19 protein-coding genes are annotated in these 21675 nt (G+C 60.7%); 9 read left to right on the top strand and 10 right to left on the bottom strand.

The window, feature by feature from the left end; translation table 11 throughout:
* Positions 1–107 precede the first annotated feature (107 nt).
* Positions 108–1016 carry a glycosyltransferase family 4 protein gene (locus XH91_RS11630; RefSeq protein WP_206736859.1) on the top strand — a complete coding sequence of 303 codons (909 nt, stop codon included), beginning with the start codon at positions 108–110 and terminating at the stop codon, positions 1014–1016.
* On the opposite strand, the gene XH91_RS11625 is transcribed toward XH91_RS11630, so the two are convergent.
* Genes XH91_RS11625 through XH91_RS11615 form a run of 3 tightly spaced genes read right to left on the bottom strand, consistent with a single transcriptional unit; the run spans position 1013 to position 3635 of the window.
* Complete coding sequence (locus tag XH91_RS11625) at positions 1013–2110, bottom strand: DegT/DnrJ/EryC1/StrS family aminotransferase (protein WP_128950724.1); 1098 nt, start codon at positions 2108–2110, stop codon at positions 1013–1015. The genes XH91_RS11630 and XH91_RS11625 overlap by 4 nt on opposite strands.
* Before the next feature lie 11 nt (positions 2111–2121).
* Positions 2122–2583, bottom strand: a complete 462-nt coding sequence (locus tag XH91_RS11620) for an acyltransferase (RefSeq protein WP_128950723.1) — start codon at positions 2581–2583, stop codon at positions 2122–2124.
* 5 nt (positions 2584–2588) lie between these two features.
* Positions 2589–3635 (bottom strand): Gfo/Idh/MocA family protein, encoded by a 1047-nt coding sequence (locus XH91_RS11615; RefSeq protein ID WP_245477308.1) that lies wholly within the window; start codon positions 3633–3635, stop codon positions 2589–2591.
* Positions 3636–3950: 315 nt separating this feature from the next.
* Between XH91_RS11615 and XH91_RS11610 the strand changes: the two genes are divergently transcribed.
* From XH91_RS11610 to XH91_RS11585, 6 genes are read left to right on the top strand one after another with little or no spacing between them, the layout of a single operon-like run.
* The gene (locus tag XH91_RS11610; protein WP_128950721.1) at positions 3951–4916 is read left to right on the top strand and encodes a hypothetical protein; all 966 of its coding nucleotides are present in this window, start codon (positions 3951–3953) and stop codon (positions 4914–4916) included.
* A 43-nt stretch (positions 4917–4959) separates the two neighbouring features.
* Positions 4960–6297, top strand: a complete 1338-nt coding sequence (locus XH91_RS11605) for a hypothetical protein (RefSeq protein ID WP_128950720.1) — start codon at positions 4960–4962, stop codon at positions 6295–6297.
* On the top strand, positions 6294–7664 hold the full coding sequence (locus XH91_RS11600) for a hypothetical protein (protein ID WP_128950719.1): 1371 nt from the start codon (positions 6294–6296) through the stop codon (positions 7662–7664). The genes XH91_RS11605 and XH91_RS11600 overlap by 4 nt, the downstream gene beginning before the upstream one ends.
* A gap of 24 nt (positions 7665–7688) precedes the next feature.
* A complete protein-coding gene (gene rfbB, locus XH91_RS11595; protein WP_128950718.1) occupies positions 7689–8801 on the top strand; it encodes a dTDP-glucose 4,6-dehydratase in 1113 nt (370 codons plus the stop codon).
* A 3-nt stretch (positions 8802–8804) separates the two neighbouring features.
* A complete protein-coding gene (locus XH91_RS11590) occupies positions 8805–9992 on the top strand; it encodes a CgeB family protein (protein ID WP_128950717.1) in 1188 nt (395 codons plus the stop codon).
* Between the two features lie 2 nt (positions 9993–9994).
* On the top strand, positions 9995–10795 hold the full coding sequence (locus XH91_RS11585) for a class I SAM-dependent methyltransferase (protein WP_128950716.1): 801 nt from the start codon (positions 9995–9997) through the stop codon (positions 10793–10795).
* A 5-nt stretch (positions 10796–10800) separates the two neighbouring features.
* Here the strand turns inward: XH91_RS11585 and XH91_RS11580 are convergent, their stop codons facing one another.
* Genes XH91_RS11580 through XH91_RS11565 form a run of 4 tightly spaced genes read right to left on the bottom strand, consistent with a single transcriptional unit; the run spans position 10801 to position 14633 of the window.
* The gene (locus tag XH91_RS11580) at positions 10801–11499 is read right to left on the bottom strand and encodes an NDP-hexose 2,3-dehydratase family protein (protein WP_128950715.1); all 699 of its coding nucleotides are present in this window, start codon (positions 11497–11499) and stop codon (positions 10801–10803) included.
* Positions 11499–12599 carry a DegT/DnrJ/EryC1/StrS family aminotransferase gene (locus XH91_RS11575; protein ID WP_128950714.1) on the bottom strand — a complete coding sequence of 367 codons (1101 nt, stop codon included), beginning with the start codon at positions 12597–12599 and terminating at the stop codon, positions 11499–11501. The genes XH91_RS11580 and XH91_RS11575 overlap by 1 nt, the downstream gene beginning before the upstream one ends.
* A gap of 37 nt (positions 12600–12636) precedes the next feature.
* Complete coding sequence (locus XH91_RS11570) at positions 12637–13578, bottom strand: Gfo/Idh/MocA family protein (protein ID WP_128950713.1); 942 nt, start codon at positions 13576–13578, stop codon at positions 12637–12639.
* Between the two features lie 23 nt (positions 13579–13601).
* The gene (locus XH91_RS11565) at positions 13602–14633 is read right to left on the bottom strand and encodes a glycosyl transferase (RefSeq protein WP_128950712.1); all 1032 of its coding nucleotides are present in this window, start codon (positions 14631–14633) and stop codon (positions 13602–13604) included.
* Positions 14634–14884: 251 nt separating this feature from the next.
* Here XH91_RS11565 and rfbA point away from each other — a divergent pair, with 251 nt between their 5' ends.
* A complete protein-coding gene (gene rfbA / locus XH91_RS11560) occupies positions 14885–15760 on the top strand; it encodes a glucose-1-phosphate thymidylyltransferase RfbA (protein ID WP_128950711.1) in 876 nt (291 codons plus the stop codon).
* Here rfbA and XH91_RS11555 read toward each other — a convergent pair.
* The gene (locus XH91_RS11555) at positions 15757–17319 is read right to left on the bottom strand and encodes a lipopolysaccharide biosynthesis protein (RefSeq protein ID WP_128950710.1); all 1563 of its coding nucleotides are present in this window, start codon (positions 17317–17319) and stop codon (positions 15757–15759) included. The two genes, rfbA and XH91_RS11555, sit on opposite strands and share 4 nt — an antisense overlap.
* Before the next feature lie 99 nt (positions 17320–17418).
* Between XH91_RS11555 and rffA the strand changes: the two genes are divergently transcribed.
* Complete coding sequence (rffA, locus tag XH91_RS11550) at positions 17419–18561, top strand: dTDP-4-amino-4,6-dideoxygalactose transaminase (RefSeq protein WP_128950709.1); 1143 nt, start codon at positions 17419–17421, stop codon at positions 18559–18561.
* Positions 18562–18581: 20 nt separating this feature from the next.
* On the opposite strand, the gene XH91_RS11545 is transcribed toward rffA, so the two are convergent.
* Together XH91_RS11545 and XH91_RS11540 are read right to left on the bottom strand one after the other, a co-directional pair.
* On the bottom strand, positions 18582–20399 hold the full coding sequence (locus XH91_RS11545; protein WP_128950708.1) for a hypothetical protein: 1818 nt from the start codon (positions 20397–20399) through the stop codon (positions 18582–18584).
* A gap of 380 nt (positions 20400–20779) precedes the next feature.
* Positions 20780–21466: a hypothetical protein gene (locus XH91_RS11540; protein ID WP_128950707.1), complete on the bottom strand. Its 687-nt coding sequence runs from the start codon at positions 21464–21466 to the stop codon at positions 20780–20782.
* Positions 21467–21675: the final 209 nt, after the last annotated feature.

The following is a 21675-nucleotide window of genomic DNA, read 5'->3' as shown; positions in this document are numbered from 1 at the left end:
GGAGACCTCCCAAGCAGGCGCTCGTAAGACGGCTCATCGCAAGTTTCGCGCTGGCGATGCGCTTGTTCTGGGGCGTCTATAGATGCGCAACGCCGGGTGATGTAGTCATGTCGGTCACGAGCCCCTTCACGCTGCCCTACGCGATTACGCTTGCCGCAAGACTGCGGGGCGCCAGGACGGCACTTCTGATCTACGACCTCTATCCGGAAGCTCTGGTTGCCGCCGGCATGGCAGGTCAGTCATCGATCATCACACGCCTCTCGCGTATTGCCAATGGCTGGCTTTTCAGATCCCTAGACGCAATCTTCGTCATCGGCCGCGACGTCCCCCCGCTGCTGCTGCGCTATCCACACGTGCGTGCAGGCAACATTCATTTCGTGCCCAACTGGACGTTGCTACCGATCGGCTTCCGCGAACCTGATAATGGCGGCAGTTTCAGGAAACCCTACTCGGCACCGTTCGTCGTCGGTCTTTGCGGCAATCTCGGCTTCACGCATGCGCCTCGCACCGTGTTTGAAGCCGCACGGCTTCTGCAACATGAGAAGCATATACATTTCGTTCTGTCTGGCTGGGGCATCGGCTGGAACGAGCTGGAAACCCTTCAGGCCGCGGAGAAGCTGGAGAACGTGACCTTGCTGGACCCCGTGCCCGAGGAACAACTTGCCGAATTCCTCGCGATGGCCGACGCTTGGGTCATTCCCTACCGGCGCAACGTCGCTGGGGTCTCTATCCCAAGCCGGCTCTACAACCTCCTCGCCGTTGGGCGGGCGGTCATCGTCGGAACAGAACCGAATTCGGAAGCTGCACTTGCGGTCGCCGAAGAGGACATTGGTTGGGTCGTGCCTCCGGAGGATCCGACGAGCTTGGCGCGAGCGATCTCCGCAGCCGCGTCCGATCGCCCGGCGACGCTCGAGCGAGGCAGCAAGGCAGCGGTCGCCGCGCTGAAATATAGCCAGCAAACTTCGACGCAGCGCTACCGCGACATAGTACGGTGCCTGCGCGAGAGCGACGACTAGAAGTCCTTGATCAGCCTGATGACCTCGTCCTGCTGCTCGCGCGTGATTTCCGCAAACATCGGCAACGAAAGGATCTTGCTCTGGTCGTCAAACGCCCGCGGAAACTGCTCCGGCTTGTGTCCAAGGCGCGAATAGGCGGGAAGGAATGGTAGGGCCGTCGGGTAATTGATCGCCGTCTGCACTCCATTCTCTGCCAGATAAGCGGCGAGCGCGTCTCGCTTCCGGTGCTTGATCGTATAGAGATGGTAGACGTGGGTACGGTCAGGCGCGACGCGGGGCAGCTCCACGCCGTCGAGCTGATTGAGACCGGCATCATAGACTGCCGCTGCATCCTGGCGTGACTTGGTCCAAGCCTGCAAATGCCTGAGCTTGGCCGACAGAATCGCCGCCTGCATTCCGTCGAGACGGCTGTTAATGCCCTCGATCAGGTGCTTGTGCTTCACGAGGCCACCATGGCGAGCCAGCATGGTCATGTGCTCGGCGAGCGCAGCATCACCGGTCACGACCGCGCCGGCATCGCCGAACGCACCCAGATTCTTGCCTGGGTAGAATGAATAGGTCGCAACCGCCCCGAACGTCCCGACCGGCTGATCCTTGTACCGCGCCAAATGCGCCTGGGCACAGTCCTCGACGACCCAAAGGCCGTGCTTGCGGGCGATTGCCATGATCGCGTCCATGTCCGCCGGCTGGCCAAAGAGGTGCACGGGGATGATGCCGACGGTGCGCGGCGTGATCGCCGCCTCGATAGCCGCAGGGTCGATCGTGAAGGTCTCGCCGTCGGTGTCGCAGAACACGACCTGTGCACCTGCATGCGTGATCATCGCGGACGTCGATATCCAGGAATGCGCCGTCGTGATGACCTCGTCACCAGGCTTGACCTTCAGTGCGGCCATCGCGAGGTATAGCGCGTCGGTGCCATTCGCACAGGACACGCAGTGTTCGACGCTCGCCGCCGCCGCGAACTCCCGCTCGAAGGCGTCGACATAGGGCCCGCGGATGAATGCGCTGTCGCGAATGACCGCGGCGATCGCACCGTCGATCTCATTCTTGATCGACTGGTATTGGAGCCCGAGATCCGCGTATGGTACCGGCATGATTGCTGTCCTTAGGTCTTGGTCTTGAGGCGGCGGGCGGGATTTCCGGCGTAGCTGCCCGGTTCGACGATGTCTTTTGTGACCACCGAGCCGGCTCCGATCACGACGTCGTCGACAATTGATACCGGCATGATGGTGGCGTTAGAACCAATCGAAACCCGGTTGCCGATTTTCGTCGCGCACCACAATTCGCGACGTCCGCGTGCCGGCCCGCCAGTCGAAAACGTATCATTGATGAACATCACCCCGTGCCCGATGAAGCAGTCTTCCCCAATCGACACCAGCTCGCAAATGAACGCATGCGATTGTACGCGTGTGCGTGCACCGACGATAACGCCGGCCTGTATCTCGGTGAATGGGCCGACGAAACAGTCGTCTGCAATCGCGCAACCGTAAAGATTGCAGGGTTCGACCAGCCTAACGCGCTCCCCAAATTTGACGTCGCGAATTGCAACTTGGTGCACTTGCGGCATGCCACTCACGCGAGCGCACCGAGCTTGCTCCGCCGCGGCTCGAAACGCAGCGCAACCTCCTGCCCTGTTTCGATCGACTCGTAGAGAGCAGAGATCAGTTCGAGGCTCTTTCGGCCCTGAAGACCGTCGACGAGCGCGGCGCGCTGATGCAGTAGGCAGTCGACGACGTGTTGATAATAGGCCTGGTGGCCGAAGCCGTAGACGTTGGGCGGATTCACGGAGAACTTCTCGATGACCACCTTGTCGCTCGGCAACTCCTCGACGAAGTTCCAGTGTCTGATCTGGTTGACCGCGAAGCCCGCGATCTCGACAGTTCCCTTCTCGCCGAGGATCGAAAGGGAACCTTCAAGATCCTTTGGCCGCACCGCTGTGGTCGCCTCGATGATACCAAGCGCGCCGTTGCGGAATTTCAGCGTCGCAACCGCAGTATCTTCGGTCTCGACCTTCACCAGGGCCGTCGTCGCCCTCGCATGCACGCTCACCACGTCCCCGAAGAACCATTCCAGCATGTCGATGTGGTGACTGGCCTGATTCGTCAGCACGCCGCCGTCATAGGCCCAGGTGCCGCGCCAGGCGTCTTGATCGTAATAGGACTGATCTCGGCACCAGCGCACCCGCACCGTACCGAGGACAAGCCGACCGAATCTTCCGGCGTCCAGCGCCTCACGGGCCTTCACCACCGGAACGTTGAAACGATTTTGCTTCACAACGAACAGCTTTACGCCAGCCTGGTCGCAAGCACGGATCATATCGTCGGCGTCCTGAAGGCGGAGCGCCATTGGCTTTTCGACGATTACATGCTTGCCAGCCTTTGCACAGGCGATCGCATGCTGGGGATGCATACCGCTAGGCGTCAGCACGGCGACGACGTCTATGTCTTTACGGGCTAGGAACGTATCGATGTCATAGTCTGCCGGTATCGCAAATTTGGCCGCCACGGCGTCAGCGCGCTCGCGAACGGAATCGCAAACCGCGACCAGCTTGGCATTTTCGATCTGATTGGAGCCAAGCAGGTCCGAATGCCGTTTGGAAATGCGGCCGCAGCCGAGCAAGCCGAATCTGAGCATAAAACCTTCCCCTGATTAGGGCGTGTCGAGACCGAGACGCTCGATACCCCCCTCGCGGCCTAGTGGTCTATACGCAAAAGCTCTTTTAGATCAAGCCAATTGGGCACCTGTCAGGACGGTGACCGAGCCCGATTCCGGCGGAATCGCGTGCTCCGGACAGCCTCTCCGGGGGGATCGAGCGCTTCAAGTGAAAATTGCGGCGCAAACAACCCAGAAAGACACTTGAAATGGACTTGGCTCTCCGTTTCACCTAACAGTCGGCGAACCAGCCGAAAGGGCTGAGGATTTCAATTCAAGTTCATGAGCATGACCGATAAAGCCACTGTCGCGATCCTGAGGCCATTTCAGTTATTTTGGGTTACTTTCCTGTCTGCCGCGGGGATCACGTTTTTTATCCTGGCTACCGCTATATTCATTTTTGTCCAGCCTCGTTCGCTTGTCCGCTCCGCCATCGAAGTCGGGACCGTTGCGGTAAACGGCAGGGAGGAGCCGCTCGAGTCGCCGGAACTGCTCGCAAAGCGCATCCCCGCGGTCTATGTGCCAGCCGCTATCACCGCGCTGGCCAAGGGCGGCGCGCCAGCGTCGACGCTCGGCGGGCTGCAGACTTCGTCAGGCGAAAGCATCGGCCAGACCGTGAGTATACTGAGCATCGTCAATTCGGCCATGGTTACGGAAGCGAAGAAGCTCCAGCAGAACATCCTCGACCAGATCGTGGATGAGGAGAGCAAGCGCAGCGACTTCCTGCGCGAGGCCGCCGCCTTGCGGACCGCAATGCTGAAACAGACCAGCGACGGGTTAGAAGAGCAAATCGCCAACTACGGGAAGATCTTGGACCACCTGAGCGGATTGGTGCCGGAAGCTGAGAGCCTGCTTCACGCTAGACAACTCGAGCGTGGCGCAGCGCTCCAAAAGCGCGCCGCAGCGCAGGTCGAAGACAGCAACAAGGCGGCGGACATCGAAGGACTGCGAAAGGAGATTGCGAGCCAACTGGAGCTGCTGGCGGTCCTGAGCGAGGATCGCACCCAGTCGATGCGCGATGTGACGAGATTGCGCGCCCGGCGCGACGTCATTGCAGGGAACCTCGTCGAAGCGCAGATCGCAGCGCGGGCGTTCAAGGTCACGCGCGTTACCCTCGTGCCCGAAGTGATGCCTGAGCCGGTCGGGACCAAACGGTCCTCCCTACTGATCATCGCTGCGGTCGCATCGATCCTGCTCGCGTTCGGAGCGATTGCATTTCTCCACAACTTGGTCATCACGAAAGCCTGACGGATCGGCCATTCACAATGCCTCGGGCAATCATCCTGCGCACATGAGCAGCGAATCAAACGACGTCCCCAACCACAGTCCCGACGAGGCCGGCACGCGCCGCAACGAAGGCCTGGGACCCGTCTTCCTACTCTACCTCCACATAGCCGTCTGCTTCGTGTCGATGGCCTATGTGGCACAATACTACGCGCCGCTCATGCGCCTGACCATACCGGACAGCGACAGGCTCTGGCTCGCCGCGCTAAACGTCGCCCCGTTCGCCCTGTTGTCCATCCTCTTCGCGGTATGCCGTTTCAGCTTCGGCTACCTCATCGGCTTTTACTTCTTCACCATGCTGATGGGGTACCTTTGGCTGCTGCCTTTATCGACATTCTCCTACGATCACACCTTGGCCTATGCGTCAGCATTCGCTTCGGGTTTGGCGTTTTTACTTCCCGCCATGTTGATCTCGCTGCCGGTCGGGCAGAGGTTCGCCTTGTCCGAGGCTGGTTTTCGACGATTGCTGACATCCGTCCTGGCATTTTCGGTTGTACTGCTCGGGATCGGCGCGCTTCACAATGTGAGGGTTGTTGGGATCTCCGAGATCTACAACTTCCGCAACCAGCTCGAATTTCCAGCCTGGCTCCAGTATGGTCTGGGAGTTACTTCGAACGTATTGCTACCTTTCGCCTTCGCATTCTTCGTCGTCGAGCGCGCCCGATGGCGTGCCGCGTTCTGCCTGCTGCTACTGCTCATGTTCTACCCGATCACTCTGAGCAAGCTCGCGCTCTTTGCGCCGGTGTGGCTAATCATCCTGACGGCTGTCACCCAGTTCTTCACGGCGAGGATCGCAGTAACGCTGTCACTGCTGGTGCCGATCTTGTTCGGCGTGCTGCTAGCCAGGCTATTCGACATGAACGCGATCTCGTATCAACAGTTCATTGCTTATTTTAGCCTGGTCAATTTCAGAATGGTGGCGTTGACTTCCAGCGCTCTCGATTTCTACAATGATTTTTTCGCCCATCATGACCTGACCTGGTTTTGTCAGGTGAACATCCTAAAATCCTTCATCGATTGTCCTTACCGCGAGCCGCTGGCCATCGCGATGCAAAAGGCCTACGATGTGGGCAATTTCAACGCCTCCCTGTTCGCAACCGAAGGCATCGCTTCGGTTGGCGTGGTTCTTGCGCCGTTGACCGCCTTCATCTGCGGGCTCGTCGTTGCCGTCGGTAATTCGGCTTCCTCCGCCTTGCCGGCGCGATTTATCCTGCTCTCGGCCGGTGTGCTCCCGCAGATCTTCCTCAACGTCTCGCTCACGATCACATTCGTGACGAACGGCGCGGCGCTGCTCTTCCTACTCTGGTACCTGACCCCTAGCTCACTATTCGGCGAGCAAGCATGAAGTTCACGGAGCGATCCCCCCGAGCAGCCAGGTTCTTCGGCCTCTCGACGCCCTCGTCGTGGGGAGGCCGCCTGCCATTGCTATGGACTCACCTGTTCGTCAGTTGCCTATCGTTGGTCTATGTCGCCCAGTTCTACGCGTACACGGGAGTGGTCGCCTTTGAGCAGACAAGGCTGCCGCACGCCATCTTAGTCGCAGCGGCATTTGCGCCAGTCGCTATCCTCTTAGCGGTCGCGCGGTTTAGTTTCGGCTATTTTGTCGGGTTCTATCTGTACACCCTAATCCTCGGGTACGCTTGGCTCAGCGTTTTCTCCCAGTTTCCCTACGACCACGCGCTGTCGATCGCCTCGGCCATTACCTCAATCTTGGCGTTCCTGGTCCCGGTGCTCTTCATCACTTCGCCGCTCAAGCAATATTTTGTGCTGAGCGATGGTGCGGCTAACAGGCTGCGGCTCGCCATCCTGGTGATCGCAGCCGCCACTATCGCCGTTGGAACGCTCTACAATTTTCGGCTGACCAGCCTGGGCTCCATATATGACTTCCGCAACGCCCTAGATTTACCGTGGCCGCTCCGATACGCTATCGGCATCACCTCGAACACGCTGTTGCCGTTCGCCTTTGCCGGATTCGTCATCAGCGGCGAGAGAGCGAGGGCGGCCATTGTGCTGCTGCTGCTGCTGGCGTTCTATCCCGTCACGCTGACCAAGCTCACCCTGTTCGCTCCAATGTGGCTCCTCTTCCTCGCTGTCATCTCCAGCGTGTCGGAATCCAGGACCGCGGTCGTCTTGTCCCTATTCCTGCCGCTGCTTGGCGGATTATTACTGGTCGTTCCCTACAATCTCGGAGCGATCCCGTACGACCGGTTCGTCAACTACTTCTCGCTGGTGAACTTCCGCATGGTCGCCTTCCCCTCGATCGCACTCGACGTCTACAACGACTTCTTCTCGACCCATCAGTTAACGCACTTTTGCCAGATCAATATGGTCAAGCTCTTCACCGGCTGCGCCTATGGCGATCCTCTGTCAGTCCTGATGTCCAAGAACTACGAGCTCGGCAACCTGAACGCATCGCTGTTTGCCACTGAGGGGATTGCGTCGCTTGGCCCGCTCGGAGCGCCGATTGCGGCGGCCGTGTGCGGGCTCGTGGTCTCGCTCGGGAATCGGACTTCGGCCGGCCTGCCTGCGAAGTTCGTCATCCTGTCTGGAGGGCTCCTCAGCCAAGTGCTCCTAAACGTACCATTGACAACGACGCTGCTATCGAATGGGGCCCTTCTCCTCTTCATACTGTGGTACGTTATGCCAAGGGCGGGTTTCAGCGCCCGATCGGACGAACCGAAGCCCCCAGTGGGCACTCGCGCATTGAATTGACCAACGTGATCGTCGAGGTGTTGTATGCATAAGGTTCTGATCACTGGAGGGGCCGGCTTCATCGGCCAGAATCTGGTGCATGCGTGGCGGACGGCGCGTCCGGAGGACGGGTTAGTTGTGCTAGACGCGATGACATATGCGGCCAATATCCGCAGCCTCGAACCGTTGATCGCGAGCGGCAGCATTTTATTCATCAAGGGCGACATCAGGGATGCCGGTATGGTGCGTTCGCTGTTCGACGAGCACAAATTCGATCGCGTGCTGCACTTGGCCGCCGAATCTCACGTCGACCGTTCTATCGTCGACCCTGAAGCGTTCCTTCAGACCAACGTGCTCGGCACGTTTACGCTGCTCAAGGCGGCCCTAGATTGCTGGCGCGCATCGGACACCATGTCGCAGTCGCGCTTTCTTCATGTCTCGACCGACGAAGTTTACGGATCGCTGAAACTCACTGACCCGCCGTTCTCGGAGTCTAATCCCTATCGTCCGAACTCGCCCTATGCCGCCAGCAAGGCAGCGAGCGATCATTTGGTACGGTCCTACGTGGTGACCTACGGGCTGCCGGCATTGATCACCAATTGCTCGAACAATTATGGTCCGTACCAACACCCGGAAAAGCTCATTCCCCTCATGATCATTCACGCGCTCGAAGGTAAGCCGCTGCCGATCTACGGAGATGGCTCGAACATTCGCGACTGGCTGCACGTGTCTGAGCACTGCCGGGCGCTGATGACGATCATCGAACGCGGATCGCCGGGTGAGACCTACAATGTGGGTGGCCGCAGCGAGCGAAACAATCGCGATGTCGTGGGCACCATATGCGACCTGATCGATCGTGCGTTCGCGGAAGATCCGGCGCTGGCCGCGCGCTTCCCGTCATGCCCGGCGGCAACCAAGCAGTCCTCCCATTCGCTGATCCGATACGTCACGGACCGTCCCGGCCATGATCACCGTTACGCCATCGATTCAGACAAGCTCGCCATGAAGCTAGGCGAACGTTGCCACATAACGTTCGAGGCAGGTCTCGATCAAACTGTCCACTGGTACCTCGACCATCAGAGCTGGTGGGACGAGATCGTCACCGGCGGATACAAGGCCTGGCTCGACAAGAACTACAGCTTCCGGACCGCGGTCTAGCGGATGCGCATTCTCGTCCTGAACGCCGACTATCCTCGCTTTCTGACCTGGATGTACCGGCGCGAGCCGGCGTTATCCGAGGCCTGCTACGCCGATCAGATGGCGGCGAGGAACGCCACTCTATTCGGCGTCGCCGATTTCTACTCGTGTAACTTCGCAAAGCTCGGCCATGCCGCGGCGGAGATTCATGTCAACAATGCCTATTTGCAAACGGCCTGGGCACGCGAACACGGCTTGGCTATCGAAGGGCCTGCCGAAATCGCGTCCGGCAAGGCACAGCGACTGCCCCGCTGGATGCAGCGGGCGGCCGTCCCATTTAAGCCGCTGCTGCGGCCGCTGGCACGCAGGGTGGGTCTCAGTCCGCGCCTCGACCCGCAAAGCGAGCACATCCTACTCGCGCAGATCGAGGAGTTCCGGCCCGATCTCATTCTCAATCAGGACGTCTTCTACATTGACACACGGCTGATCCGCCGCATTAAAGCAGTCTGCAAGCCGATCGTCATCGGGCAGGTCGGGATCGAGCCATCCGCCGGCGAGGATTGGACCACCTACGATCTGATGATTTCCCAGTTGCCGACGACGGTCGAATGGTTCCGCAGGCGCAGCATTCGGGCCGAGGTCAGCCATCTCGCATTCGAGCCGGTCGTGCTGGAGCGGCTACCGGCGGTGACTGATGGCCCGGTCGACGTTTCGTTCGTCGGAACGATATCCGACGATCACCGTCAACGGATTACGCTGCTCGAGGCGGTGGCGCGACGGTATGAGCTCAAGTTGTGGGGCACGATTCCGCGAACGCTTCCCACCTCCTCGCCCCTGCACGCCTGCTTCCAGGGTGAAGTCTGGGGCACGGACATGTATCAGGTGCTTCGACAGTCGAAGATCACGCTGAACTCGCACATCGACCTCGCCGGCCGGGAAGCGGGAAACATGCGTCTGTTCGAGGCGACCGGCGTCGGGGCGTTCCTGCTCACCGACTTCAAGGACAATCTCCACACGTTGTTCGAGCCCGATCGCGAGGTCACCGTATGGCACACCATCGACGATTGTCTGAAGACGGTCGAGCGCTACCTCGGCGACGACGCGAGACGCACCGCGGTGGCACACACGGGCCAGGCAAAGACACTCCAAGAGCACACTTTTCACCACAGGACCCGCGAGATCCTCGGGTTCCTCGACGCAACCAGGACATAGTGATGAACCTTCGCCGCGCGATCCGATCTGTCGGCAAGAAGGTCGTCAAGGCGACGCCCTTCTTGCGCCGACGCATCCTTTCATCAACCGACTATCGGGTACTCGAGGGTATCGACGAAGCCCGCCGCCTCCAAGCCTCATCGGGCGGATGGTTGCAGGCGCGGACCGTGCGACGGCAGGAGAATGCTTATCGAAGCCTTATCGCAGACATGAGAAAAGGCGAGCCTCGGCTGGATTTCGCCGTGGCCGCGCAAGCAATCTCTGCTACTCAATTAAGCCGCCCGCGGCTGCTCGAGGTCGGCTGCGGAAGTGGTTACTATTCAGAGGTATTCGGCACGCTCTTGACCGGCAGGGTACAATATACCGGGCTCGATTATTCGAAGGCCATGATCGAGCGGGCGCGCGCGAACTATCCGTCCGATTCCTTCGAGGTGGGTGACGCCACGCGGCTCGCTTATGGCGACGCGAGCTTCGACATCGTCTTCAATGGCGTGTCGTTGATGCATATACTCGACTACGCAGCGGCGATCCGCGAGGCCGCAAGGGTGGCGCATTATTCCATCCTGCATAGCGTACCCGTCTTCACCTCCAACGATGGTCCGACGGTGTTCCTGCAAAAATATGCCTACGGCGCGCCCGTGGTGGAGATCATTTTCTCCAAGAAAGAGCTTATGGCCTTGTGCGAACAGGCCGGCCTGAGTCTCACATCGACTTGGACGTCAATTCCCTACGACGTCGTCGAAGTAACAGGACGCCATTCGATCATGGAGACCTATCTGTTTGCGAAATTAGAAAAGGCCTGACGCTGCTAAAGCGGCGCCACGATTGTCTTGACGAACGGGCTCATCACATTATCCATTAGAGCGAGTTCTCTGATCTGACTCAGGCTCGCCCAGCAAAACATCGTCATGTCCGTCTCAATGACGCTTTCGTCGTCCAGGAAGGCGATGATGTTCTCATTCGACTTGCGCCAGAACCGCCCCCCTTCTTCGTTGTGCTCCGCACGGTAGACGAAGCGCACGCCTTTTTCGGCGGCCAGCACTTCGACCATCGGGGGCCGCTTTCCGGCGTGCGCTCGACGGATATTGGACCACGTGCTCTGGATAGTCGGCGAGAACTGGATGATGCCGATGTTGCCAGGTTCCGGCTTGCCGCAAAGCAGGAATTGAACGCCGTCGGCTGAGGTCTCGCGCGCCAGGAGCGCGAGAATTCCGCCTTCAGGCTGGCTGTAAATCGGCTGGTCCCAGGAAGCGACCTCACGCAAGTCCCCGCTCTGGACCCTCACGCCCTCGACACTGAAGAACTGTCCGGTCTGGTGCCGAACATTGCCGTTTTCATCGCGCGACCAGCCGCGCACGTCATTGAGGCCGATCAGCTCCGCCCTGAAAGTGATCGCGCTGCGTCGCTGCTCGCGCCAGGCAAGCAGCGGCGCGGGATCCTTCGGCTCGATCGTATGCGACAAGACCAGACGCTGGCGTAGCCAGTCGAGGTGCGTGCGCTCGGCCATTACACCACTTCCCGCAATACGTTGATCACGGTATCGACTTCCTCATCCTTCAAGTGCGGATACATCGGCAGCGAAAAGATACGCTGCGCCTTGCGTTCTGCCACCGGAAACTGACCTTCGCGATAACCGAGGTCCGTGCTGCCGCGCATGATGTGAATCGGCCAACGATACGAAACGTTGCAGTTGATGTCGCGCTTGGCAAGCCGGTCGAGCACGCCGTCGCGATCGCTGGGATGCTCGACCACATATACGTAATAGGTATGCCGACTGTGCGCGTTTTCGGCCGGCAGGCTGAGACCGCTGTCCTTGAGCCCGCGGTTGTAGCGCTCAGCAATCTGTCGGCGCCGGTCGATCCAGCCGTTCACCAGCGGCAGCTTCAGCGACAGGATGGCAGCTTGAACCTCGTCGAGGCGCGAATTGTAGCCGTGCCGCTCCGAATAATACTGGGTCTCCATGCCGTAGAAGCGCAGGCTGCGGGCGAGCTTGAGCGCCGCCTCGTCATTGCTCAGCACCATGCCGCCGTCACCATAGGCGCCAAGCACCTTGGTTGGGTAGAACGAGAAGGACGAGGCATGGCCGACGCTACCGGCCTGGCTATTCTTGTACAGCGCGCCTTGCGCCTGGGCGCAATCCTCCATCACCTTCAGACCGTGCATTTCGGCAAGCCTCATCAGCGGTTCGAGGTCGACGCACTGACCGTAGAGATGGACAGGAATAATAGCCTTCGTGCGCGGAGTGATCGCCGCCTCGATCTGAGCGACATCCATCAAGAAATCGTCGTCGCGGATATCGACAAAGACGGGCTTGGCGCCGAGGGTGCGGATCGCAGAGACGGTCGGAACCGCGGTGTTGGGCACGGTGATCACCTCGTCGCCGGCCTTCACACCGAGCGACGCGAGCGCGATATAGATCGCATCCGTTCCGCTGTTGACGCCAACTCCCCCAGCAACCCCAAGATACGAGGCCATCTCGCGCTCGAACTTTATGCCCTCCTGCCCGAGCACTAGCCGACCCGAGCTGAATACGCGGTCGACCGCCTTCAGGATCTCGTCGCGAAGCTCGTCGTACTCCCGAAGGTAGTCCCAAACGTTGATCGGCATTCCTGTTCGCTCCTTCACGTGCGACGGCGAGTTCTGGCTAGGTAAGCGCGGCGGCTATCCGGTCGCGGCATTCGGCATCCATCAGCAGGTCGCTATAAAATATCTCATGATCACCCCCGTCGATAGCGTCCGTCACCGAAGTCAGGAAATTTGCGAATGTGTCGGCCGGCTCGATTACCTCGACATTCTCGTTATTACGCACGCGATGTCGCAATTCCAGGCGGAAATCGGCAGGCGGGCTGAACACGCGCTCGATCATGGCCGAGCCCGAACGCGCCACCACGAGCAGGCGGTTCTGATATTCGCCCTCAAAACTGTAATGGCCCGAGAACACCCCGCCATTAGCGAGCTGCGCCTGCACCGAGAAGCCCATATCGACGCCGGTCTCTGGATGCCGCCCACCCCCGATTGCGGTCAGGCGGGACACGGAGCCCCCGAGGAGGCGCATGGTCGCGGCAGCATAGGGTCCCATGTCCAGAAGGCAGCCGCCGCCGAGCTCGGCGTGGTTGCGAAAGTTATCGATCGGGAGTGGGGGAATAATGAACTGTGCGGCTGCTTGCGTCAGCGGGCCGTTGTCTGCCAAGAGCGTCGCAATCTGCGCAAACACCGGATGATAGCCGAACACGGTTGCCTCGGCGACGAGGCACCCGGCCGAACGCGCGGCCGCGATCGCGCGCCGGCCTGCATGCGCGTTCATCAGCGCCGGCTTGTCGACAACGACATGTTTGCCCGCCGCCAACGAGGCATACAACCAAAGCTCGTGCATGGCGTTAGGGAGCGACAAATACACGACGTCGGCGTCTGACTGGCGCAAGGCTTGTTCATAGTCTGCGAAGAAGCGTCCGGCCTTGGGCCATTCGGCGGGGCGGGGCCGGCTCTTGCTCGCAATCGAAACCTCCGAGATGGAGGGCACTTTTGCGGCGGCCGGTATCACGCGCCGTTCTGCTATGGAGGAATAACCGAGGATTAGCAATCGCATTGTGGCTTCTCAAGGGGGTGGGACTAGCGAGCCGGCTCGCGCGGCACAGCAATGGCACGGCGCGTGACCACGTCGAGCCACCTCAACACCACCGTCCTCAACCTCCGGAAGATGTTGAGGAGATGATCGACGCGGCTGCCCACGGCCCAATTGCGCACAATCTCGACGCGGTCGCCGGCCAGCATCGGCGCGACCTTGGCTTCCGCCGCGGCGAGCGCCGCCACGTAAGGCTCATAGACGTGCGCGCGCATGATAGAGGGAAACGGCGCGCGAAAGACACGGTGGCTATTGAAGTAGTAGTCACCCACGCGCTGAACACCGTGGAAGTGAAAGAACAATAGATTGTACTTGCTGTCGATCAGCAGTGCGCCGTCGCGCCATTCCATCTCCCGCTCGGCCATATTCCAGGGCGCCAGATTGGCGCCCAGATTTTCGATAATGCGGACGTTAGGAAATAGGCGTGGCAGCCGATCAAGATAGCGTTGATCCGCGAATCGGTCGCCCTCAACATCCACATAGTCAAAACACCACTCAATACAGCGTTCTCTCCACCAGCGGAGAGCCGCAATTCCCTCCTCGCAATTGCGGACGCTGACCCAGCCGACATTGTAGGTACCGAAGCGCTGCCTGAAGGCGATTCGCCTAGTGAAATGATGCGGGATGATGCCGAATGAGGCGCCCTTCATTTCGTCGTAGATCGGCTCAGGCGATGCAAAGAAAAAGAGGTCGCTATCCAGATAGGTGACCCACTCCGCGTCCGGCTCGTTGGCGAGCACATGCAGCTTCCAGGCCGGCGAACAGGTGAAGTAGTACTCGATCGTGCTGCGCGTGGGTTTGGTTGCGGCGACTTGAGGATCCGCCGCTTCGAAATCGCCAAGCCGGCAGGGAACGAGATTCGGCAGGTTGAGCGCGATCAGCGCGCGGTAACAAGGCTCGCTCAGGCACAGCACCCAGAGCCGCGAGCCGGGTGCGTGTTGTTGCAGCGAGTGGAAGAGCGCCAGTCCCCGCGCGATGTAGTTGTGATCGAAGTAAGTGCAGTAAACGCGCTTTGCCATGATACCTTGCCGGTCAGCAGGAGGGAGCCTGGCGCATCGAAGCATCTTGTGCGCCCATTGCCTTCCTATCTCACAGGTCGAGGCGTAGCAACGCAGTCAGACTATCGTCCCAAAACATTGAAATTATTGACGATTTTCTACCTTCAGCACGTCCCAATGCGTCGACTTTGCTGACTCGATCTTTGAGTTGGCTGCGCCGCGTGCTAACGGACGACTCTAATTAGCCGTCATTATACATAGAGTGCGAGCACATGAAACGCAAAGGAATCATTCTGGCTGGCGGTCGGGGAACCCGACTCTATCCCTTGACGCTTGCAACATCGAAGCAATTGCTGCCGATCTACGACAAGCCGTTGGTCTACTATCCGTTGACTACCTTGATGCTTGCCGGAATCCGCGAGCTGCTGATCATCACGACGCCGGAAGAGATCGACCAGTTCAAGCGGCTCCTCGGCAACGGGCGGCAATGGGGCATCGAGCTCTCCTTTGCGATTCAGGATCATCCGGGCGGCATTGCCGAGGCGTTCCTGATTGGTCGCGACTTCCTCGCCGGCAGTCCCTGCGCCCTGATCCTCGGCGACAACATCTTCTACGGCGACAATCTCCGCGCGCTGATGCGCGATTCCGCCGAGCAGACCCGCGGCGCGACGGTGTTCGCCTGCTGGGTCGACGATCCCGAGCGCTATGGCGTGATCGAGTTCGACGCATCGCACCGGCCGGCGGGAATCGTCGAGAAACCGAAGGCGCCGAAATCGAACTACGCCGTGACGGGCCTCTACTTCTACGACGAGCGCGTAGTCGACGTCGCGCGCGAGATCAGGCCGTCGGCGCGCGGCGAGCTCGAGATCACCGACGTCAACCAGTGGTACCTGGAGCGCGGCGAGCTCCGCGCCGAGCGGTTCGGCCGCGGTTATGCCTGGCTCGATGCAGGCACCCATGAATCGCTGCTGGAAGCCTCTGAATTCATCTACATCGTGGAGAAGCGGCAGGGCTTGAAGATCGCCTGTCCGGAGGAAGTCGCCTACATCCAAGGATTCATCAACGCGGAACAGCTCGTGAAACTCGCCGAGCCGTTGAAGAATACGGCCTACGGCAAATACCTCATCCGTCAGGCCGGGCTCTCCTAATCCGGGATCGAGGCCATCAGCGTGTCCCGAATGCGGCGGGTCCATATCACGCCGGCGACGAGCGCCATTGCAGCCAGCCACAAGACGCTCTCGCCGGCGAGGCGCGGGAAACCCGCCAGCGGCAGCGACGACCTGATGACCGCGCCGACGCCGTAGCCGAGCAGGATGATGGCCACGGCGACCACTCCACTGAACAGCAGGTGGCGCCCCGCGCTCTGCAAGGTTTGGCGCATGACGATGACGCCGAGCACACACGTCTGGATCAGGAAATCGCTCAGCACGATCGAGATCGCCGCTCCCAGCACGCCCAGCATAGGGATCAACGTGACGGACAGGATTAGGAAGGCGATGAGCTGAAGACCCTTAGTGCGAACGAGAAGCTCGCGGCGGTTGCTGTAGTTGGCGAACGACAGTGCGAGCAGCGATGGCGCGGTGGCGACGGAGCCGAGCAGCAGGGTCGCGGTGAGTGCGGCATCGTAGGGAATGCTGTCGTGCGTCCACAACGCGAAGAAATCCGACCAGAACGGCAGCAGTCCGGACACGATCAAGCTCGAGAGCACGGTGACGAGCAGCGAGCCACGCGCGAACAGGCGGCGCAGCCGCTCCCTGTCGCCGATGGCGTGGTCGTGCCCGAGCTCGGCAGCCAGGGGCAGACTCACCTGAACGCACAATCCTCTCAGGAGCCCGACGACCACCCTCATCAGTCCCCACTGCGCGACTGCAATACGATCGACCAGGAGCGCGCTGACCAGCAGCACCGGCGCGTTGAGCAGCGCGAGTTCGGTGAGGTTGGCGACGGCGAACGGAAACGCCAGTCGGAATTGTCCGCCAGACCAGCGCCAGGATGCCCGGGTCTGCTTGCGGCGCAGAAACGGAAACAGGCGCGGCGCGTCGACCACAAGGAGGAAAAGCGCCATCGCGACCTGTATCGCGGTGAAGGCGATCGTAACGGCGATCAGCGTACCAGCGATCAGGACGGCAACGACCTGCGCAAACTGCGCGACGAGCATAGCCGCATTCTGCAGCCACACCGCTCGGCCGTACTCGCCCCTCGCCCGGTACAGGGCCGATACGAGGTTGGACGGCATGATCGCCAGCACACTGATCGTCATGATCAGAAACGCGGTGTCGAACCCAGTGATGTCCTGGAACCCCAGGGTTGTCGAGGGCGGCACAAATCGCACCAGCGCCAGCAGCAGCAGGGAGAGCCCGCCGGCGACGGCAAGATAGATGCGATGCATGCGCGCATAGAAGCTTGCCGTGCGCCCGTCCGGGTCGACGCTCGACTTGAAGGTTAGGAAGCGATTGATCACGTGCAATTGCAGGCCGGCGTCCGCAACCAGCATGAGGTTTCCCGCAGCGACGATGGCGAACCAAGCCGCGAGCCCCTCGCCAGTCCAGAACTGCAGAAAGACCGGGACGAGGAAAACCTGTTGCGTAATGCCAAGCGCCAGCTGGACGAGATTCGCCGACCAGCCTTGAACAAGGCGGCGAACCCGGCTATGACGGCCGTAGTCGCCCGGCCCCAAGTTTCCGCTCGACTCGACTTTGTGCTTCAAGGGCTACCTCTCTCCCGGGAGCGAGCTAGCAGCCTCGCGGTTAGATGTCGATATGATTTCCGGCGGGACCACGAAGCGGTCGACATGGATGTGTGAGGGATGGGATCCGAGTTCATACCCTTTAATCGGCCGTATTTGACTGGAAACGAGCTTGCTTACATTGAGCAAGCTCATCGCGACCATCACCTTTCCGGCGATGGATCGTTCACCAAGCGCTGCCATGAATGGCTCGAGCGGAACACCGGCTCCGCGAAGGCGCTGCTGACGCACTCCTGCACGTCCGCTCTCGATCTCGCCGCGCTGATGCTCGACCTCAAGAGCGGCGACGAGGTCATCGTGCCCTCGTTCACCTTCGTCTCGACCGCGAATGCGTTCGTGCTGCGCGGCGCAACGCCGGTGTTCGTCGACGTGCGCGAGGACACGCTCAATCTGGACGAACGGCAGATCGAAGCCGCCATCACGCCGCGCACGCGCGTGATCGCTCCGGTGCATTACGCCGGCGTCAGCTGCAACATGGATCCGATCCTGGCGCTCGCCGAGCGCCACAACCTCACGGTCGTCGAGGACGCCGCGCAGGGCATCATGGCGGACTACAAGGGCCGCGCACTTGGGGCGATGGGGCGCATCGGCAGCTTCAGCTTCCACGAGACCAAGAACATCATGTCCGGCGAGGGCGGATGCATCTTGGTTAACGATCCCGAGCTCGTCACCATCGCTGAGATCATGCGTGAGAAGGGCACCGATCGGAGCCGGTTTTTCCGTGGCGAGGTCGACAAGTACAACTGGCAGGACGTCGGCTCCTCCTTTCTGCCGAACGAGATGACCGCGGCCTTTCTGTGGGCCCAGCTCGAGCAGGCCGACCGCATCACGGCTGAGCGGCTGACGATCTGGAACCGCTATCACGGCATGCTCGCCGGATTGGAGCAGCAGGGCGTGCTGCGCCGGCCCATCGTGCCCGACGGCAGCCGCCAGAACGGACACATGTATTACGTCCTGCTGGCCCCAGAGATCGACCGCGGCGCGGTTCTTGCAGCGCTCAAGGAGCGAGGAATTCACGCGGTCTTCCACTATGTGCCGCTTCACTCGTCGCCAGCGGGGCGGCGGTTTGGCCGCGCGGCCGGCGAACTCAAAACCACGACGTCGGTGTCGGAGCGGCTGGTCAGGCTGCCGTTCTGGATCGGCTTGAGCGAATCGCAGCAGCAGCGGGTCTGCGACACGTTGCGGGACATTCTCCTGCGCTGAACGAGAGCGTACCGCCGTCGTTACGGCTTCGCCATCCTGGCTCGCTCGCACGCTTCAATGGCGTCCTTGACGTCTCGCACAGGCTTGTAAAGGCGCTGCTCGAATTTGACAGGCGCGAATGCCCTGACCGCCTGGACCGCACCAACGTCCTCGTAGTCGCGCAAAACGTCGATTCCGAACGGGCTGAGCACGTCCAAGGGAAATGAATCCGGCGAGGCTGGCTCCGTCAACAACCAGGACGCGGCGAGCTGTGCGCAGTCGACATCCGCCAACGCAGCTTTCAGGAAATTGCTGCTACCGGGATATCCCGCGGAGAGCCAGGCGGCGCCGGGGGCCTTACCTCCGAGGGAGTAGACGGCGCCGGGGCTGACGCCGCTGAGATCGATTACCGGGCTACCCGGCGCAAATCCGTTGTCGACCGCAATGGTCTTGAGACTGCGGACATAGGCCCCCACCTCGGCACTCGCCAGGAGTTGCCGACCACCGGTACCGAATTCGGTCGCCGTGGTCTGCATCCGCAAAGCTGCGGTCTGGCGATATGGATGCTCGGCTGAAGCCAACACAATGCCGGTCGTCGCAAGCAGGGCCGCAGCAAGGATCGGGGTAAGGTGCCACCTGGCGAGAGCCCCCTCTTTCGCGGCCGGCGCGCTCTTGAGCACTACGCCTGCCAGCAGCCAGAAGAAGCCGGCGCGCGCGCCCTGTTGCCAATAATTGTTGTTGGTTCCAAGAGCATACACATACGGCATCGCGATAAAGAACACAGTCGTCGCAAGAATCTCACGCGACAGGAGCGCACGCCGCCACGGCGAAAAAAACAGAGCAGCGACGATGGTGGCAAACAGGATCGCGCAGAACATCAGCGGCTGAAACGGTTCGTACGAGATCGTCGGATTCATCCAGCCGAGGCTCACAGAAACTACGATTGCCGAAGCGATCGCAGCGATGATCGCGGAGACGATCCTCAGCGCCGGCCTCGCGCTGGCGGTGAGCACGCTCATGACGAAGGCCAGGACGAGGAGCCGCTGAAAATTGACGTGCTGCTCTTGGCTCAAGTTGAAGTGATCCAGGTGAAACAGATTCCCCAAGGACTGGCCGGCCGCCATCAAAGTGCTGAGCTCGAAGCCATGCTCGATCCGGGCGACAAACGCGCTGACAGAGCCGTCGATGGCCAGCGCCGCGAAGATCAGGATCAACAGCGCGGTTAGACACGAAACGAGCAATCCGCGAATCGAGAACCTGCCGACGGCAGTTGTGTATGCCATCACGAGGGTGCCCAGCAGAACCGCCCCCGGGGGCTTTGCAAGAAACGCCAACGCACCTCCCGCGCCAATGATGAACCATCCGCCGAATCGCAGCCGCGGGGAAGCGGCGCCACTCAAGATCGCCCCGATGGAGGCGATCATCAAGGAGGTGAACGCAAGGGAGTTGTAGTTCGGCGTCGGCAGCCACAGGTCAAGAAAGGCCAGCGCGCCGCTCGCCGTCAGGAACGCCGGGGCGAACAGTCCTCTCACCGGTAAATTCGATCCGGGCTCGGACCGGCCTGGCCGCAACGTGTGAAGCGTCGCGAGGGCAACGAGGAAGGCGCAGAAAAATATGATCAGGACGTTCGCTTGCCGAAGCAATATGACGTTTTGGCCGACGAGCCGGTATAAAGGATGATATACGAATCCAAATTGCGAAATGGATGCGCGGTACTCTTGGGGAGCTGCAATCCAGTTTAAGTAAAAGCCTTCGTCGGTTAAATCGATGCCATGCCGACAAAGAAGCAGCACCCAGATGAGAAGGCAGAAGCTCGCCGCCAAGGAGGCGCAAAAGGCCGCAGCTTCGAATACCTTCACTAAGGGCGCGCCTCGCTCGTTTCCTGGCAAGGTCGATGATCTGTGAACGTCAGGCAAAAGATAAAATCCGAAGGCGCAGTTCGTGGGATCGAATGCTGTACCGGATTCGATGCAGACATGCTAGACAACGGAAGGCTCCTGTCCAGAGCCACAAGTTCGCAATTGTTGCCTCACGTCGCCTTGCGGTGGAGAAACGAACAGCCTCAGAGGACCCTCCGGCAGCTTGCCCTTTGGCCTTGAGTGATGATGAGCCTGCCGAACTAATGTCGTTGAGAATGCGGCGGCAAACAGCGCAGGCGCTGGCCTTCTGACTCGGGATCGCACGATTGACGGCGATTCAGCCTTTGTTTGCGAATGGGGTTGAGTGTTCCAAGCAGCTTTCAGAGCCCGTCCGACTCGCCGTGTTTCGGAGTGGACCGTGGCACGAAGGGCGCAAACGACGTATCGGCCGTGGTCGGCATCGTCAACTTGCCGCCGGTTTCGGCGGGGGCAGGCGAACTAGCGGGCGGGGCTGCTCCGCCCGGTCGCTGCAGTGCCAGCACCTCGCTGCGATCGCCCTGCTTGAACGTAACCTCGCGTGGTTGGACCGAGGTCAATGCCCAGCCACCAACCGATTCGCCTTGCCGCAGGCGGACCACCTTCTGGTCGGTGCGGTTAACAAGAATTGCGATCGCATCACCCTCGCCCACCACGGCCCCGACCAGCGCCAGCGGCGGCGCTTCGACCGGCTTTGGCGGCGGCGGCGCGCGAACATCGTCGACCGGGGCGGCTGCGACCGCGCGCGGCGGCGGTCGGCGCGTGGCCGAGAAGATCGGTCGCTCCTGGGTGACTGTCAGCACCGACAGCGGCACCGACCACAGTGGGTTGCCGCGGGGGGCCGGCTTGCTTGCATTCGGCTCGACCCGGACGATTGGCCTGACCGCGCCGACCTCAACGTTCTCGGCGGGGCGGCGGGCGGCATCGTCGGGCAAGATGTCCATGCGTGAGGAGGTCGCAGCGACGGCCCCGGCAACGCCGAGCCCCGCGCACAGCGCGGCGATCCCGCTCGATCTCAGCCAACTCGACATCGAAAGTCCCTTGCAAACCGCGACCGTCCGCGGCTGCCCTGCCGCACTAATGTAATTCTGATAAGCCTCGCCATCAACCCGCTCTTCGCTGGTTGATTCCCTGCTATGTTGCGATGCGTCAAATTGTTGCCCAATGGCCACGATTACTGAAATTGCAAAGGAAACTGGCGGGAACCCCAGGCAAATTGATGCCCGTTCATTGCAGCCGG

Source organism: Bradyrhizobium guangzhouense (assembly GCF_004114955.1).
GTDB classification, from domain to species: domain Bacteria; phylum Pseudomonadota; class Alphaproteobacteria; order Rhizobiales; family Xanthobacteraceae; genus Bradyrhizobium; species Bradyrhizobium guangzhouense.
Note: the sequence above shows the minus strand (reverse complement) of the source record. Positions and strands in the feature narration are given on the sequence as shown.

Coding starts and splice junctions, on each gene's coding strand:
- XH91_RS11590 (WP_128950717.1), top strand. CDS start 8,805: ATGCGCATTCTCGTCCTGAACGCCGACTATCCTCGCTTTCTGACCTGG.
- XH91_RS11625 (WP_128950724.1), bottom strand. CDS start 2,110: ATGCCGGTACCATACGCGGATCTCGGGCTCCAATACCAGTCGATCAAG.
- XH91_RS11630 (WP_206736859.1), top strand. CDS start 108: ATGTCGGTCACGAGCCCCTTCACGCTGCCCTACGCGATTACGCTTGCC.
- XH91_RS11610 (WP_128950721.1), top strand. CDS start 3,951: ATGAGCATGACCGATAAAGCCACTGTCGCGATCCTGAGGCCATTTCAG.
- XH91_RS11575 (WP_128950714.1), bottom strand. CDS start 12,599: ATGCCGATCAACGTTTGGGACTACCTTCGGGAGTACGACGAGCTTCGC.
- XH91_RS11600 (WP_128950719.1), top strand. CDS start 6,294: ATGAAGTTCACGGAGCGATCCCCCCGAGCAGCCAGGTTCTTCGGCCTC.
- XH91_RS11570 (WP_128950713.1), bottom strand. CDS start 13,578: ATGCGATTGCTAATCCTCGGTTATTCCTCCATAGCAGAACGGCGCGTG.
- XH91_RS11540 (WP_128950707.1), bottom strand. CDS start 21,466: ATGTCGAGTTGGCTGAGATCGAGCGGGATCGCCGCGCTGTGCGCGGGG.
- XH91_RS11585 (WP_128950716.1), top strand. CDS start 9,995: ATGAACCTTCGCCGCGCGATCCGATCTGTCGGCAAGAAGGTCGTCAAG.
- rfbB (WP_128950718.1), top strand. CDS start 7,689: ATGCATAAGGTTCTGATCACTGGAGGGGCCGGCTTCATCGGCCAGAAT.
- XH91_RS11565 (WP_128950712.1), bottom strand. CDS start 14,633: ATGGCAAAGCGCGTTTACTGCACTTACTTCGATCACAACTACATCGCG.
- XH91_RS11620 (WP_128950723.1), bottom strand. CDS start 2,583: ATGCCGCAAGTGCACCAAGTTGCAATTCGCGACGTCAAATTTGGGGAG.
- XH91_RS11580 (WP_128950715.1), bottom strand. CDS start 11,499: ATGGCCGAGCGCACGCACCTCGACTGGCTACGCCAGCGTCTGGTCTTG.
- rfbA (WP_128950711.1), top strand. CDS start 14,885: ATGAAACGCAAAGGAATCATTCTGGCTGGCGGTCGGGGAACCCGACTC.
- rffA (WP_128950709.1), top strand. CDS start 17,419: ATGGGATCCGAGTTCATACCCTTTAATCGGCCGTATTTGACTGGAAAC.
- XH91_RS11605 (WP_128950720.1), top strand. CDS start 4,960: ATGAGCAGCGAATCAAACGACGTCCCCAACCACAGTCCCGACGAGGCC.